This is a genomic window from Pantoea sp. SO10, assembly GCF_005281435.1.
GTDB classification, from domain to species: Bacteria; Pseudomonadota; Gammaproteobacteria; order Enterobacterales; family Enterobacteriaceae; genus Pantoea; species Pantoea leporis.
In genome coordinates this window covers 437,759-453,836 of record NZ_CP040095.1, presented here as the reverse complement: position 1 = coordinate 453,836, position 16,078 = coordinate 437,759, and the positions used below count along the sequence as shown (strand labels likewise).

Sequence of the window (16,078 nt, the reverse complement as noted above, 5' to 3'; positions counted from 1 at the left end):
TGAGAAAATCGGTCGCCTTCAATGGCGACCTGACAAATATTAGATATGCGTTCGGGGCTTATGCTGCATCAGCGCATAGCTCATAATAATCGATGCCATCAGAATAAACACTGAACTGCTTTGAATCCATACGGTATCGGTCAAACCGAATATAAAAATGGAAACAGGAAGCAGCGCGACATCCCATGCCCGACGACGCATTGCCGCCACAATTAAACCCACATAAAAAAGAATCAGGGTGACAGCACCCGCGATACCTTGCAGCGAAAGCGTTTCTAAAAAATCATCGTGCAAGTGATACATCACATTTTTATAAGCCTCAGGATTAGCGCGTTCATAGGTTTTAATATAAACGCGCGCTTTATCCGTTCTGTCATCCGGACTTTGCCCCAGCAGCGACCAGGAAACGCTGTGATAGCCACTTTTCCAGATCGAGAAGCGCGCACCAATTGAGGTATCATTATTTTTCTGATAGCTGTCTATTTCGTTCTGGATGTTGTCCAACCGATGCATAATGGAGCTGGGCATGAAGAACAGCCCCCCCGCAATGCAAAGAACTAAAATCACCAGCGAATATTTTCCTGCCCAGCGATGAACCAGATAAAAACAGAGCAAGTATAAAACGGGCAGCACCAACACCGCCGCACGTGACTCAGTGAGGAACATCAGCAGCATATTCACCACAAAGATAGCGGTGAACAGCAGAATTTGATTAAGGCGGCGAACTATCACCTTATTCACAATAAACAGGGCAGTTAATGCTAACGCCGTCATCAGGTATGAAACGGTACCGGCTGAATCTGTGAGTAATTTGATGCGTTGCTGCGTCTGAGCATGTTCGTACCAGCCGGCGCCCAGCGTCAGCAGCAAGCCAAAAATTAACAAGCACACGCTAATGCGCAGGACTTTCGCTGACAAACAGTGACGCCACGCAATGAAAAAATAGCTGACAAAAGCGGAGATAATGAAAAGTTTACCGCCCTGAAAATAGTTATCCACTACATCGCTAAAATAGGCATCGGCATAAATACGCGACCATATTACCCTGACTATGCCCAATAATAGAATGGGAATAGCGACGATGAAAGCACTCTTATCGATAATGAATTTTCTTTTTATTCCCTGGGCCAGCAGAAAGAATAGCGTTAAATAACCCACCAGATAGAATGTTTTCTTAGGATATGCGGGGATAACTAACGAGGTCGCAAATGCCAGGGTTAACAGCAGAAAGCACAGCTGATAAATATTGCTTTCGGTTAACAGCGGCTTTAAACGTAAAGTCTGCACTCAAAAATACCTCATTTTAAAATACTTAATGCGCCAATAGAGTGCCGGCATCCATTGATGACTACGGAACAAAAATTTGTACATTCTCTTCGCTTGTTGCGCGTTTTTCGGTGTTTCAAAAGAGACGTCGGCTAATGGTGAAATCTGATAAAGATCGCGATAGTAATGGCCAACGTGCTGTTGATTCCACCGCTGCCAGGGTTTATCGGCACCCGCATAATGCAATAAGCAGGTATTTTTCGGCACATCCTGTGTATAACCGCTATCATCGTGTGAGAGCATATTGATGGTATTAAAGCGCGTTTCCGTAAATATCACACGATCCTCAAGCAACGTATTCAACGCATCCTGATCGAGATACTGGAATTGTTTTCCCTTTTCGCTAAGCAAATTAAAAGCGCGTTCACTGATCTGCTCGCGGTTCCACTTTTGAACATCAATCAGCATCATGCCGGCATTAAAATAGCGCTTTCCACGCAAGCCCACCTTTTCAGCCAACTGCGGTTGCAATGCCTGAATCTCGCCAACCACCAAGGCAATAACGTCAGCTGGCATGGCAATCTGCCATAATTCATCAAGAGGATTCAGACACACCATATCGGCATCGAGATAAAGCAATTTAGTGGCATGCGGCAAGATAAGCGGAGCGAGAAAACGATAATAGGTCGCGCGAGTGAACAACTCTGTGGTAGGGAACGCGCTAAACAAACTATCCTGAATAGGATGCAGCGTTAACCCATGTGGCGATCCAGCGAATATTTTTTCCAGACGCACAGTGTCAACTGCAGATATTTCCGAAGAGATAAGATGAAAGTGATAACGAACATCATTGGCATGCTTGATTATCGACATGATGGTAATCAGCGAGTGGCCAATGAATTTACCATCAACACCAAAAAAAATATGCCGGTCGCTGTGCGCGGGAAAAAGGTGCTGAGAATTTATGGTGTTGAGAATCTCTTTATCCATCCTGCACTTCTCTCCGGTCGAAAGCATGCGTTCTGTTAATGCATCATGCCTGAGCAATCATTAACCAGAGACAATTCTGGTTGCAGCCGGAGTTTATCAGTCAGAGTTAGGCAAATAAAGCGAAGTGGAAGAGGAATAAATCGGGTTTCCAGCGTAAAACTCTCCTGCGAGCAGGAGAGTTTTGGTAAATAAAAATGTTATTTCGCCGCGAACTGCGCATAGTTCTCAGGCGTGATGGTTTGATACGGAATCCAGTTGAACTCCTGCACTTTCTGCTTCTCCAGCAGCGCTTTAGTCACCTGCACCGCGCCGGTCGCCTGCCCTTTCGCGTCCTGGAAAATGGTCAGCGTCATTTTGCCGTTCTTCACGAACTGCTGACCATCCGGCGTGCCGTCGATACCGGCGACCAAAATCTTCTCATTTTTCGCCTGGTTGAGCGCCATGATGGCACCAATCGCCATTTCATCATTATTCGCCGCGATAGCGTCAATCGGGCGCTGATTCAGCAGCCAGCTCGATACCACATCCACCGCTTCGTTGCGCTGCCATTTGGCGCTCTGCTTTTCAATCACCTTCATATCTTTGTATTTGGCAATCACGGCTTCCACCGCGCGGGTGCGTTCACGCGCTTCTTCATTCGACAACGCGCCCATCAAAATCGCCACGTTGCCTTTGTAATTCATCTTCTTCGCTAGCGCTTCCATCTGCATTTCGCCGCCCAACGCCGAGTCTGAACCAACATACGCCATGTCGCTTGGCAGTTTCACTTCTGGCTTACGATTGACGAAGATCAGCGGAATGCCGGCATTTTTCGCCGCGGTAATCATGGGCAATACGCCTTGAGTGTCCACCGGATTGAGGATGATGGCATCGACGCCCTGATTAACAAAATCATCCACCTGCTGCACTTGCAGCGCGACATCGCCTTTGGCATCCACAAACTGGCTATTGAGCTGGTTAGCTTTCAGCTCTGCCTGCATCTGGGTGCGCAGAATCGAGACGAAGTTGAGATCGAAGTTCGCCAGCGCGACGCCGACGGTGAAGGTTTTAGCGCTCACGCTCAGGCTGAGCAGCAGCGCGCAGAGGCACAGCATCACATTTCTGATGTTCATGGGTTAGTCCTGTAGGGTTAAGATATTATTATTCATTTCATGAAGTTAACGCCGGGCAACAGGCGAATACCCGGCGGTGGAACCGTTAAAGCGTGAAGTGATCGCGAAACTGCTGCAGCGCGGCGCCACTTTCGCCGCTGGCCCAGCCTTCCAGCGCCACGGTGCCCTGATAGCCAACATCGTGTAGCGCACGGGCGATGGCGCGATAGTTAATCTCACCGGTGCCCGGCTGCTGACGCCCCGGCACATCGGCTACCTGAAATTCACCTATCGCCGAACCACAGCGACGAATCAGTTCGATCAAATTGCCTTCGCCAATCTGCGCGTGATACAGGTCGAGGTTCATCTTCAGCGCCGGGCTGTTAACCGCTTCCACCAGCGCCAGCGTGTCGGCCGCCAGCGCGAACGGCGTACCGGGATGATCAACCGGCAAGTTAAGGTTCTCCAGCGTGAAGACGCGTCCGGCGTGCTCGCCCAGCTGCGCCACTTTGCGCAGCGTATCAGCCGCTTTCAGCCACATCGCGCCGGTCACCACGTCAACCGGTTTGACCGGCAACCCTTTGTCATCCAGTCCGGTACCGTGCAGGTTCAACGCCGGACAGTTGAGCCGCTCGGCCACCGCCAGCGACGCTTCAGCACTTTGCAGCAGTTGCTGAATCTCATCATCATCGGTCAGGTTGCCGCTGAGGTAGCCGGTCATCGAGGTGAAACGCGCGCCGGTTGCCGCCAGTGCATCGATATCTTTGTTGGCCCAGCCCCAGATTTCGACGCCAAAGCCCAGTTCATGAATGCGTTTCACGCGCTCGACAAAAGGCAGTTCGAGAAACACCATTTCGGCACACACCGACAGCTGATAACTGGCCATTAGCGCGCTCCCAGTTTGATGGGTTGCTGCTGCTGCACCGAGTCGATACAGGCCAGCGCAATCTCCAGCGCGTTGCGCGCATCCTCACCGGTGGCGCGCGGCGTTTCGCCACTGCGAATGCAGCGGGCAAATTCCGCCATCTCCGCCACATAGGCTTCGCGCAGCAGGTCTGAATCCATGCGGGAGGTTGCAATCGCGATACCATCCTGGTGATAGCGCACGCAGTGATTGGCGTTGATGTGGCCCGCCTGCAACATACCTTTGCTACCGAACACTTCGCCGCGCACGTCGTAGCCATACACCGCCTGGAAGTTGGCTTCGGCGGTGGCAATCGCGCCGTTATCAAAGCGGATGGTAACCACCGATGTGTCGAGCAAGCCTTTGTCTTTGAAATCCGGACGCACCAGCGCATCGGCCAGCGCATAGACTTCCACCGGCTTCGCGCCAGGGTTAAAGTGCAGCAGCGTGTCGAAATCGTGGATCAGGGTTTCAAGGAAGATCGTCCACTGCGGGATGCGCGAAGGATCGTGCAGGCCCGGATCGCGCGTCAGCGATCGGCTCAGCTGCGTGGTGCCATTTTCACCCGCTTTCACCGCCGCGATCGCTGCAGCAAAGCCGGAATCAAAGCGGCGGTTAAAACCGACCTGCAACACCACGCCGGCCGCTTTCGCGGCAGCAATCGCGCGATCCGCCTCTTCCAGCGTTACCGCCATCGGCTTCTCACAGAACACATGTTTGCCCGCCTTCGCGGCAGCGATCACCCATTCGGCGTGCGTGCGCGCTGGTGCGGCAATCGCCACCGCCTCAATTTCGGGATCCTGCAGCAGCGCATGCAGATCGCTATAGGCTTTAGCGACGCCGAGCTTATTGGTCAGCGCGTCGGCCGCGCCCGGTTGCGGATCGGCCACCGCTGCGAGGATCGCACCCGGCACGCGCCAGGCCAGATTTTCCGCGTGGAAGCTGCCCATTCGACCGGCGCCAATCAGGCCGACGCGTACTGGCTTAAGATGAAATGTCATGACCTATTCCTTATTGTTTTGGATATGCTCATTCGAGCGCAGGGATGTGCAATCGGTAGTGCAAAGGCGATGCCAACTGCAATTCGCCGCTTTATGTGAGGCATGACACAGATATAGCTCACAATCTGGCAACAAAATTTACATGTCAACTTCACATGTCAATAAAATGGACATTCCATATTGGTCAGGAGTGTCACATGCGTGCCAGTGAGCGTTTGCCGTTTAAAGATGAAAGCGATCCGATCTTCAGCTTGCCGGACAGCGCGGAGGTGGGCGAATGGGATACGTTGTTGTGGCAGGGCTGGCACAGCTTCGAACGCGGTGAACAGCCCGGCTGGATGCGGCACAGCATTTTGCAGTCGTGGCGGCGATCGCAGCAGCGCGCGATCGATCCCGCCACCTTTGCCTATGTCTCGCCACCCGCTGCGGAACTGACGGCGATCCTTGAGCACAATGCCGAGTTGATCCTCGCGGCGCGCAGTATCATGGAAAACCTGCTGGCGTATAACCCGGATGGCCACATCAATCTGACCGATGCGCAAGGCGTGACGCTGCACTTCTGCGGCGCGGATCTGACGCCGGTCGGCAGCATCCTGCGCGAAGAAGTGCTCGGCACCAATTGCACCGCGCGCTGCCTGATTGAGCAGCGGCTGGTGTACGTGTTGAGCGGCGAAAACTGGAAGCTGGATCTGCGCAAACGCCATCGCCAATGTGCTGCCGCACCGGTACGCGATGCCGGCGGCCAGCTGCTTGGCGTGCTCACGCTGACCGCCACGCCTGACAACTTTAATGCGCATACGCTCGGCACGGTGCAGGCGGCAGCCGAAGCGGTTGGTCAGCAGCTGATGCTGCGCCGTTTGCTGGCCGAGCAGCAGTCGATCCTCGAAACCCTGAACGAAGGCGTAATCGTCTGCGATCGTCACGGCCGCATCAAAACGCTAAATCGCTATGCGCGCCAGATCTTTAGCGGCCTCGATCCCAGCGCCGGACCGATCGACGTGCTGCTGCAACCGCAAGGCGGATCGCTGCTCACCATGCCGTTCTGCAATGACCGCGAGCTGCAATTTATGCCGGATGGCGAGCATCCCCTTTCCTGCCTGATTTCGCTGATGCCCGCGCCAGACGGCGGCCGCGTGCTGTCGCTGCGCGAGAATAAACGTATCCGCGCCATTACGCGCCGCGTGATGGGCGTCGGCGCCAGCTACACCTTTGAGATGATTCGCGGGCACGCGCCGCGCGTGCTGCAAGCGATTCAGAAAGCGCGCGCCAGCAGCCGCAGCGACAGTACGGTGTTATTAACCGGCGAAAGCGGCACCGGTAAAGAGCTGTTCGCGCAGGCGATTCACAACGCCAGCCCGCGCCAGCAGGAGGCCTTTATCGCGCTGAACTGCGGCGCATTGCCACGTGATCTGGTGCAGAGCGAACTGTTTGGCTATGTCGACGGCGCTTTTACCGGATCGCGACGCGGCGGCTCGGCGGGCAAATTTGAGCTGGCCGATGGCGGCACCTTGTTCCTTGATGAGATTGGCGAGATGCCGCTCGAAGCGCAGACCAGCCTGCTGCGCGTGCTGCAGGAGGGCGAAGTGGTGCGAATCGGCGCGGCCCATCCCATCAAGGTCAACGTGCGCATCATCGCCGCTACCCACTGCAATCTGCTGGATGCGGTGGAAAAAGGCGCGTTCCGCCGCGACCTCTACTATCGCCTGAATGTGATTTCGCTGGAAATCCCGCCGCTGCGCGAGCGTCAGGAGGATATTCCCGGCCTGGTGAATACCTTTATTCAGGCGCTCTGCACCCGGCTGAAGCGCATCGCGCCGCAGCTCTCCGCTGAGGCGATGCGCTGTTTACAGGCGTGGCACTGGCCCGGCAACGTGCGTGAGCTGGAGAATCTGGTCGAGCGCATGGTGAATTTGTGTGAAGGGTTGGAGATTGAGCGCCACGATCTGCCGGAAGAGATGGTGCAGCGTAACGCGCCTGTCGCCAGCGAATTGACCTCGCTGCAGGAGAATGAGCGCCAGCATGTGATGCAGGTGGTGCGTGAGCAAAAAGGTAACCTGCGCCAGTCCGCGCAGCTGCTGGGGATTTCACGCACCGCGCTGTATAACAAGCTGCATCAGTGGCAGGTGGATGTGGCGGGATTGCGGCGCGGTTAGGTGCGACTTGTTGCCCTCACCCCAGCCCTCTCCCACTGGGAGAGGGAGTTAGTCGGTGCACTATTCAATTCTCTCTCCCTGTGGGAGAGGGTTAGGGTGAGGGAAAAAACTACAACGACGCCCCACCACAGATCACCAACTCCTGCCCGGTAATCGCATCGGCGGCAGGCGACAGCACAAACCCTGCCAGCGCCGCCACTTCCTGTGGCTTGATATAGCGCCCCATCGGCGGCAGCTTTGGGGGTGAACTGGCGCGGCCGGGCTGCAGCAGCATGGGCGTCTCCGTCGCCCCCGGCGCAATCACATTCACCGTGATGCCTTTGGGTGCCAGTTCCGCCGCCCAGCTGCGTGCCATGCCCACCATTGCCGCCTTGGTGCTCACGTACTGGCTGCGATTCGCCGCGCCGCGTGACGTGCGGCTGCCAACCAGCAAGATACGATTGCCCTGTGTCATCTGCGGCTGTAAGATATTTGCCATTATCTGCGCCACCTGCACGTGCAGGTACCACAAACGCGCGCTCTGCTCCTCATCCAGCTCACCGAGCGGCGCAGCCGCCATCATGCCTGCGGCATGCACCAGCGCATCCACCTTCGGCAGCGCCAGTAGCGCCTGCTTCAGCAGATTGGCATCCAACAGATCCACGCTGACCGAGGTGAACGCTGGATGATCGTTCTGCACCGACGTGCGGCTAAAACCGGTCACCTGCCAACCTTGTTGCAACAGATGATCGGCGATGGCGGCGCCTATGCCAGAGCTGACGCCAGTTACCAGCGCGTGTCGCTGCCTGCTCATCCTTTCACCCAGCTTTCATCGACGCGCACATATTTAATCGCCTGACGAAAATAGGTGTAAGCCACATGCAGCGCGCCATCGTCACTCTGTTTGATGCTCGGATAGGAGAACTCGCGGTTAAGCTTTTGCTGCGAATTATTGGTCATGCAGTAGCCGTCGCCCTCGTCGAGATTACGCTGCCATGGCCAGCTTTTGCCGCCATCGGCGGAAATCGCCAGCGTCATTGGCGCGCGGGGTGCGCCCCAAAACGCGCTGCGTCCGCTGTGCACCAACGGTTCGGCCGCCACCGCCACATCGCCGTCATCCTCTTCATCTTCAATTTCGTCATACAGCGATAAGCGGCGCTCGCTGGCATCTCTGGCGCTCATGGCATTAAACACCAGCGCCAGATGGCCGTTGTGCAATGTCGTGACCTGAATCGACGAGTTGTTGTTTGGCAAGTCAGTCGCCAGCGGCGCACTCCAGCTTTCGCCGCCATCGGTGGAACGACTTTGATAGATGAAATCGGCCCAGCGGCTGCGATACAGCGCCAGTAAGCTGCCATCCTGCAGCAACGTGATGTTCATATGCACGCAGCCCAGGCTGTCTGGCACCGCCACATCGCGCCAGCTTTGGCCTTTATCACTGGAGATTTTCACCGCGCTGATATCATCGTTACCCACCCATTTCACGCCGGGCTGCGTTCGGCAATAAAACACCGGCAGCAGCCAGTTACCGTTTGGCAGCACCACAATCGGCTGGCGAATAAAGGTGCCGGGCTGATCGAGCAAAGTGTCGATTGCCCCCCAGCTGCGGCCAAAATCGCGTGACTGACGATAGCGCACAATCGCTGTGTCCTGATTGCCGGATTTCTGCGCCGTCCACAGCAGCCAAAGCACCAGGTCGGGATCGAGGAACAGCACCGGATTCTGCTCGGATCGCGTGGGATCGTCAGAGAGTTTTTCCGCCTCGCTCCACTGTGTGCTGCCGCTTTTCAGCCGCGAGCACCACACAGAAATATCGGCGATCCCTTCCTGCGTGCCGCCAAACCACACACACAGCAAGTCGCCATTGGGTAGCGGCAGCAGATTCGCCGCATGGTTCTGCGGGCAGACCGAAGGCAGCATCGCCGTAAGCTGTTGCGCATCCTGCGCGTGCGAATGGAGGTTACCGCTGCGTTCAACGCTAAGGGTTAAATCACTCATTTCAGGCTCCACTGTTTTGCATTGAAGATTTCGGGGCTTTTTTCTCATGGGTTTGGCTTGAAGGGATCAGGCGGTCAATCACCATGATGACCGCAGGCGTGATCAACGCCACGTACATGTTGTTGATACCTAAAGGATCGCCGAGCAGATACCACACTGACGTCATGACACACGCACCAATCAGGCCTGCATTGGCGCCGCGCGTGCTTTTAAAGAACGGCAGGTAAAAGGCAATGATTGCCACCACTGAAATCGACAGCCGAATAGCGCGGGTGAAGAAGGAGAGCTTCAACACTTCCGGCACGAACAGCACGAAAATCAGCGGCAGGAAACCGATCAGCAGCGACAGCCAGCGCGTCATGCGGAACTCGCGCTCCGGCGTCGGATTGCGATAGGGCACATAGAAATCTTTTACCACCAGCGAGGCAATCGCCAGCGCTACGGTGCTGACGCTGACAAAGATCGACGCCACGAGTGAGGTGGTGACAATCCCCGCCAGCCAGGGACTCATGTCCTGCAGGAACACTGGCAGCGCATAGAGACTTTTAATATCGGGATGCAGGTATTTCGCCGCCACGCCAATCAGCGCGATAGCAATGGCAATCGGCATGCAGAAGAAGAACGCCACCCAGGTTGCACGTTTGGCGGACTCGGCACTTTTGGTCGAGGCAATCGCCTGAATCACAAACTGCGTACAGAAGATCGAGCCGATAGTTCCAATCATCCAGGCGAAAATAGTGCTGCCGCCAACGTTGCCGTCCCACGTCCAGTAGAAATGCGGCATCTCTTTGATCATTGGGCTGACGCCGCCGGTCATGTGCAGGGCCACGCCGAGAATGATCAGAATACCGATATATTTCAGTCCGCTGTGCAGCAGCGTGACCCAGGCGATGCCTTTCATGCCGCCGAACATAAAATAGAACGTACTGACGATCGCGGTGATCACCGCAGCAGTCGTGAGATCGAGGTTGAGCACCGTTGAGATCGCCGCCGCACCGCTAACGTAGTTACCGACGTTAACCAGCAACAGCGCATAGATCATAATCAGCGAGATGATGTTTTTGGTGGAGTTGCCATAACGTTCAGCGATCGCCGCAGAGATGGTGATTTTACCGGTGTTGTAGATGCGTTTTACCAGCAGAAAACCAAACAGCGGGAAACCGATGGCGGCACCAATCACCGACCATGAAGCGGCAAAGCCATCTTCGAAAGCTGCCTGAGCCGTACCGATGGTGGATTTTGCGCCGATGTATTCCGACATCAGCATCACGCCCACCACAAATGCCGGCATCACATTGGAGCCAGCCATAAAGTCGCCGCTGTTTTTACTGCGCAGACGCCAGGTGAGCCAGGTGGTGAACAGGATGTACGCAATGACAATCCCGACGATAATCACCATCCCTTCTGTAGAGAATTGTTTCATTTCAGCCTCATCGATAACGTAGGGTCGTGGAACGCGCTGGGCTTCACGCGTCCCGTTGATGAGGTGGCCGATGTTGTTATTCACCGTGTCTACGCACTTCGCCACCCCACTTATGCTTATGATTCATTTCGCTCAAATAAGAATGAATTTACGCATATTAGAGGCGTTTTATAGGCTAAACAGGGCTTAATTTGTTTGATGCTGCTCACAAAGCATCAAATATGATTACAAATAATCAAAATCAACGCATTAATTACAGCGCCTTTGAATCGGCACCCGACATCGCCGGTAAAGGGGTGACCAACCCGATTGGTCAGATTTGGAGTGGCGCGATGATGCTGGAGCACCTCGATTACGCCGAAGCGGGCGCAGCGGTGTTGGATGCCATCGAGCTTACGCTGGCGGCGGGCAACAGCCTGACGCGCGAGCTCGACGGCCGCCCGTCAACCGAGGAGCTGGGCGCGGCTATCGCTGCTGCGTTGTAACCTCCAGGCGTGCCCTAAAGAATCTGCACTGTTTCCGCATGCCAGCCGTGGGGCAACGGCTGCGGGCGCGTAATCACCACGTTATGCAACTGCAGATTCTCCACGCCGCGCGCAAACACGCCCGGCAAGCCATCCGGATAGGCGGCAACACCGTACGCTAAGCCCGATGCGCTATCCAGTTTGTACGCATTGTCCAACCCCATACCGGTCGGCGATTCGGGGTTACACGGCGGGCGCACATCGTAATGCCCTTGATCCGCACCTGCTGCTACCACTTGCCGCAGCTGCACATTCGCCAGCATCACATCACGGATCTGTCCCGGTTGTTCCGCATGCAGGTTAATTGCTCCTTCCATCACACCGCTGACGTTGCTGAATTGCAGTTGCTCAATGCTGCCCGGCGCTATCGCCGGATCGCGCGCGCGCACTGAAACAAACAGCGCATCGGCTTTACCCCAATGGCACGGCGGCGCGTGGCGGCAGGCCAGCGTGATATTGCTGAAGAGCAAACGGCGGAACTGGCCGCCATCGCGCGACAGCAAGCCAATCGCGCGGTTGGAATCAAAGAGGGTGCAGCCGGAGACGGTGACATCTTCCACGTCATCGAAGGTTTCGGTGCCAATTTTGAACGCGCAGCTGTAGGAGCGCAGCAGGCAGTTGCTGATCATGATTTGTCGCGCGGCACGTCGCAGATGCGCGGGTTTTTGGCTGGTTTTGATGCAGATGGCATCATCGGCCGCGCTCAGGTAGCTGTTGCTGACAAACACCGCTTCACAGCTGTCGATATCCAGCGCATCGGTGTTCGGCATGCTCATGCTGTTATCGATGGTGAGATGGTCGACATGTACATGGCGGCAACTCACCATATGTACCGTCCACATCGGCGCCTGGATGATGGTGAAATCTTGCAGCGTCACCTGCTCGCAATCCTCAAACACCACGATGCGCGGGCGCTGCGCACGCGGCAGGCGATAACCCTGCTCGTCCTTTTCCGCAGCAAACCACGCATCGCCGTTACCGTCGATCACCCCTTTGCCACTGATGCTGATATTACGCTGCCCGACGGCGTACAGCAGCACATGCTGCGACAGTTCAGCCTGGCTCTGCGCCAGCTGCTGCTGATAATCCTCAACGCGTGAGCTGGCGAGCAACGTGGCGCCCGCTTCGAGATGCAGATTAATGTTGGAACCCAGCGTCAGCGTGCCGAGATGATAGCGGCCAGGCGGCACGGATAAGGTGCCGCCGCCGCGCGTTGCCAGATGATTGAGTGCGCGCTGGAAGCAGTGTGTATCCAGCGTTTCGCCATCGGCGATGGGATAGAAATCAGCCAGTGAAACGTGCATGCGGTTCTCCTGAATAGCGGCGATGCGCTATTGCAGCACGCGCCGCATGACCAAAACCTTTTGCTGGTGGACAAGATGGTTATTTCACCGCGCCTTCGGTGACGCCGCTGATAAATTTGCGCTGGAACACCAGGAACACCGCTACCAGCGGCAGGATGACAATCATCGCGCCCGCCATTAGCACCGGAATATCGATGGTGTTTTTGTTCTGGAAAAACATCATGCCGATCGGCAAGGTGCGCAGCTCATCTTTATTCACCAGAATCAGCGGGATAAGGAACTCGTTCCACGTCCAGATAAACAGCAGCAGCGCCAGCGTGGACAGCGTTGGCCAAATCGCCGGCACCAGCAGGCCCCAGAGAATTTTGCGGCGTGATGCACCATCCATCACCGCCGCTTCCACCAGCTCGCGCGGCACCTGCTGCAACGCGGTGGCAATCATCAGCGTGGTAAACGGCAGCGACAAGGCAATTTGCGGCAGAATCAGCGCCAGATAGGTGTTGGTGAGGCCCATCCAGCGCAGCTCGTGATAGAGCGGAATAATAAAGGCTTCACTCGGTAGCACCATGCCAAGGCCCAGCAGCGCGGCAACCACCGTTTTGCCGGGGATCTTCAGCCAGGCAAAACCGAATCCCGCCAGAATGCCGAGCAGGATGCTGCAGATCACCACCGGAATCACCACCAGCACCGAGTTCATGAAGTAGACGTTGAAATGTCCCTGCTGCCACGCGGTGATGTAGTTTTTGAAATTGAGCGACGAGGGCAAGGTAAACACGCCCTGAAATAGCTCCATCTGGGTTTTGAACGAGGTCATCAGCGCCATTAAAAACGGCAGGATGGTCATCAACGCGACAATCCAGATCAGCGCGCGTGAGACAGTTGGCGTGCCGCGCATCAGTGACGCTCCCGTAGACATAGATGAATTAACCCGTTGATCATTAACACAATCAGCATACTGAACACCGCCACGGCGGAGGCATAGCCGAAGTAGTGCAGGTCAAAGCCCTGCTTATACATAAAGATGTTGGTCACCATAGTGGACGTGCCCGGCCCGCCTTGCGTCATCACGTAAACCAGATCGAAGGCTTTCAAGCTGGCGATCACCGTCAGCAGCAGCGCGATACGCAGTTCCGGACGCAGCGACGGCAGCGTAATGCGCATAAATTTCTGGCGGCGTGATGAACCATCGAGATCGGCCGCTTCCAGCAGCGACGGATCCATGCGTTGCAAGCCCGCCATAAACAGCACCAGGCAGAAACCGAAGAAGTACCAGGTGGCGACAAAGCCGACCGCGGGTAGCGCCCAGGTAAAATCGCCCAGCCACGACTTCGCCAGCTGCGGCAAACCCACGGCGCGCAGGAACTGATCGATAGGGCCAAACGCCGGGTTATACAGCCAGCGCCACACCACGCCGAGCACCGCCATCGGCATGATGTACGGCAGGAAGAAGAGGATACGCAGCACGCTGCGCTCTTTGTTATTGCGCGTCTCATACAGGAAGCTGCACAGCAGCAGTCCAACGCCAATCGGAAACAGCGTGTAGAACAGCATCAGCAAGGCATTATTGCCGAGCGCCACCCAGAACACCGGATCCTGGAACATGCGCAGATAGTTACCCATGCCGATGAAAATCGGCCACGAGGTGCCGTCCCATTCGGTGAAGCTGATCCCTAATGAGGCCAACAGCGGCATCAGCAGAAACACCGCATACACCAGCACCGCGGGCAGAAGATAGAGCGCATTGCGCCAGGCAGATTTATTCAGCATAACCGTACTCGCTTGCGGGCCTGTTCGCGGCCCGGCCACTTACGCCGGGCCGTACGTCATCAGTGCTTGAGGGTTTTCAGGTAACGTTGATAGTTGTTATCGAAGTTGATCACCATCTGGTCGGCGGTTTGACGTCCCGCCAGCAGCAGCTGCACATTCTGATTCAGCTCAGCGTTCATGGTTGGCGTGGCCCAGTCGAGATAATGGCCGAGACCATCGTTGTCATTTAGCGTCACCCACACCTGATACGCTTCTGCCAGCAGCGGGTTATCCGCCGGAATCTGCGCATTTTTGCTGGTGCCGGCCGGCAGGAAGCCCACTTTCAGCCAGCGGTTCGCCATCTCATCTGAGACGATGTAATCGATGAACTTCGCTGCTGCATCCTGCTGCGCTTTGTCTTTGGCGGTGCTGGTGATGGAGAACGCCAGATCGGTGCCACCCACCATCAGCGGATGCTGCACGCCCTCGCCCGCTGGCATCGCGGCGAAGTGCAGATCTTTGTTGTCTTTAAACTGGCCGAGATACCAGGTTCCGCTCACCAGGAACGCTGCCTGACCATTCTGGAACAGAGTCGCCGCATCGTCATGCCCAATGCCCTGGAAGCCGGGGAACAGATAGCCTTTGTCGTTCCAGCCCTTCATCAGGTTGGCGGCTTTCACCAGCTTGTCGTCTTTGAACGTGCCGCCCACGTCGTAAATCAGATCGTCGAGTTTTTTCCGGTCGCTGCTCTCAATCTGCGCTTCCCACAAGGTGCTGAGCAGCTGCTGGCCCATGTTGCCGTCGAGCAGGCCGAGCATCATCGGCGGTGTACCGGCGGCTTTAAGTTTCTCCATCGCCTGTTCGAGTTCCGGCAGGGTTTTAGGTACCGCGACACCGGCTTTATCCAGCAGCGCTTTGTTGTAGTACAAACCCACCATCTCGCCAAGGCTCGCCACGCCGTAGAGTTTGCCGCTGCCGAAATCTTGTTTATCTGACCAGCGGTTACGCTTCAGGATCGAATCCGGGAAGCGCGTGGTCCAGCCGTAAGTTTTGGCGTAATCATCCAGTGGCCACAGCAGCTTGTCTTTCACCAGCGAGCCCATATCGCCGCCGCCCTGATTCACTTGGGCGATTTGCGGGCCGTCACCGGCGGTCAGCGCCAGCTTAAGCGGAATGCGCGTGTCTTCGAAGGAGTGCACCGAACGCTGAATCACAATGCCCGGATTCTTTTGCTGGAACGCTTTTACCGCTTCATCCACCGCTTCGGTCTGCTGCGGATAGTTGTAAATGTCCCACTCATTCAGGGTAACGGCCTGCGCGGCTGCCATGGTCGCACCGAGCAGAATCCCGGCGGAGACCAGACGCGACACCGTGCGCAGTGAACTTTGCAAACGGGAAGGACGATTGGTTGAATCACACATCATGCTCGGTTTCTCCAACAGATGACTGGCATCCCTTCATCTCGACACCTGCGATTCCCGGCAGGTTGATTCAGCAGCGACAACGCACATAATTCATACTTACTTTATGCACAAAAGAAAGTCAAACATCGCCACTGCGGAATTTTTGCTCTGTGATACAGTGCAAAGAGTAAGAAGAAAAGCCGCCAGAACAGCAGAGGATGCTGCGATTCAGCGCGCAAACCGGACAGCGCTGCACAGTAAAGCCTGAGCATCAGTATAAATCACTCAGCCCGGCG

The 16,078-nt window shown here is 55.9% G+C and carries 13 protein-coding genes and 1 pseudogene; 2 read left to right on the top strand and 12 right to left on the bottom strand.

What is annotated here, in order from left to right:
* Positions 1–39: 39 nt before the first annotated feature.
* The 5 genes from FCN45_RS01990 to FCN45_RS01970 all read right to left on the bottom strand — a co-directional run bounded on the left by FCN45_RS01990 (position 40) and on the right by FCN45_RS01970 (position 5,252).
* The gene (locus FCN45_RS01990; RefSeq protein WP_137385011.1) at positions 40–1,287 is read right to left on the bottom strand and encodes an O-antigen ligase; all 1,248 of its coding nucleotides are present in this window, start codon (positions 1,285–1,287) and stop codon (positions 40–42) included.
* Positions 1,288–2,256: a glycosyltransferase family 8 protein gene (locus tag FCN45_RS01985; protein ID WP_137385010.1), complete on the bottom strand. Its 969-nt coding sequence runs from the start codon at positions 2,254–2,256 to the stop codon at positions 1,288–1,290.
* A gap of 197 nt (positions 2,257–2,453) precedes the next feature.
* On the bottom strand, positions 2,454–3,368 hold the full coding sequence (locus FCN45_RS01980; RefSeq protein ID WP_137385009.1) for a substrate-binding domain-containing protein: 915 nt from the start codon (positions 3,366–3,368) through the stop codon (positions 2,454–2,456).
* 85 nt (positions 3,369–3,453) lie between these two features.
* On the bottom strand, positions 3,454–4,233 hold the full coding sequence (locus FCN45_RS01975; protein ID WP_137385008.1) for a TIM barrel protein: 780 nt from the start codon (positions 4,231–4,233) through the stop codon (positions 3,454–3,456).
* Positions 4,233–5,252 carry a Gfo/Idh/MocA family oxidoreductase gene (locus FCN45_RS01970; RefSeq protein WP_137385007.1) on the bottom strand — a complete coding sequence of 340 codons (1,020 nt, stop codon included), beginning with the start codon at positions 5,250–5,252 and terminating at the stop codon, positions 4,233–4,235. The genes FCN45_RS01975 and FCN45_RS01970 overlap by 1 nt, the downstream gene beginning before the upstream one ends.
* 197 nt (positions 5,253–5,449) lie before the next feature.
* Here FCN45_RS01970 and FCN45_RS01965 point away from each other — a divergent pair, with 197 nt between their 5' ends.
* Positions 5,450–7,405, top strand: a complete 1,956-nt coding sequence (locus FCN45_RS01965) for a sigma-54-dependent Fis family transcriptional regulator (RefSeq protein ID WP_137385006.1) — start codon at positions 5,450–5,452, stop codon at positions 7,403–7,405.
* Positions 7,406–7,514: 109 nt separating this feature from the next.
* Here the strand turns inward: FCN45_RS01965 and FCN45_RS01960 are convergent, their stop codons facing one another.
* Genes FCN45_RS01960 through FCN45_RS01950 form a run of 3 tightly spaced genes read right to left on the bottom strand, consistent with a single transcriptional unit; the run spans position 7,515 to position 10,805 of the window.
* The gene (locus FCN45_RS01960; RefSeq protein WP_137385005.1) at positions 7,515–8,198 is read right to left on the bottom strand and encodes an SDR family NAD(P)-dependent oxidoreductase; all 684 of its coding nucleotides are present in this window, start codon (positions 8,196–8,198) and stop codon (positions 7,515–7,517) included.
* The gene (locus FCN45_RS01955; protein ID WP_137385004.1) at positions 8,195–9,382 is read right to left on the bottom strand and encodes an exo-alpha-sialidase; all 1,188 of its coding nucleotides are present in this window, start codon (positions 9,380–9,382) and stop codon (positions 8,195–8,197) included. The genes FCN45_RS01960 and FCN45_RS01955 overlap by 4 nt, the downstream gene beginning before the upstream one ends.
* Before the next feature lies 1 nt (position 9,383).
* Positions 9,384–10,805 carry a sodium:solute symporter family protein gene (locus tag FCN45_RS01950; RefSeq protein ID WP_137385003.1) on the bottom strand — a complete coding sequence of 474 codons (1,422 nt, stop codon included), beginning with the start codon at positions 10,803–10,805 and terminating at the stop codon, positions 9,384–9,386.
* A 269-nt stretch (positions 10,806–11,074) separates the two neighbouring features.
* On the opposite strand from FCN45_RS01950, the pseudogene FCN45_RS01945 reads away from it, so the two are divergent.
* Positions 11,075–11,290: pseudogene (locus tag FCN45_RS01945) on the top strand (isocitrate/isopropylmalate family dehydrogenase); the annotation flags it as partial.
* Between the two features lie 14 nt (positions 11,291–11,304).
* Here FCN45_RS01945 and FCN45_RS01940 read toward each other — a convergent pair.
* From FCN45_RS01940 to FCN45_RS01925, 4 genes are all read right to left on the bottom strand, one after another.
* The gene (locus tag FCN45_RS01940; protein WP_137385002.1) at positions 11,305–12,633 is read right to left on the bottom strand and encodes a glycoside hydrolase family 28 protein; all 1,329 of its coding nucleotides are present in this window, start codon (positions 12,631–12,633) and stop codon (positions 11,305–11,307) included.
* A 79-nt stretch (positions 12,634–12,712) separates the two neighbouring features.
* Positions 12,713–13,528 (bottom strand): carbohydrate ABC transporter permease, encoded by an 816-nt coding sequence (locus FCN45_RS01935; RefSeq protein ID WP_101762341.1) that lies wholly within the window; start codon positions 13,526–13,528, stop codon positions 12,713–12,715.
* Positions 13,528–14,400 carry a carbohydrate ABC transporter permease gene (locus FCN45_RS01930; RefSeq protein WP_101762375.1) on the bottom strand — a complete coding sequence of 291 codons (873 nt, stop codon included), beginning with the start codon at positions 14,398–14,400 and terminating at the stop codon, positions 13,528–13,530. The genes FCN45_RS01935 and FCN45_RS01930 overlap by 1 nt, the downstream gene beginning before the upstream one ends.
* A 59-nt stretch (positions 14,401–14,459) precedes the next feature.
* On the bottom strand, positions 14,460–15,803 hold the full coding sequence (locus tag FCN45_RS01925; RefSeq protein ID WP_008105576.1) for an ABC transporter substrate-binding protein: 1,344 nt from the start codon (positions 15,801–15,803) through the stop codon (positions 14,460–14,462).
* Positions 15,804–16,078 lie beyond the last annotated feature (275 nt).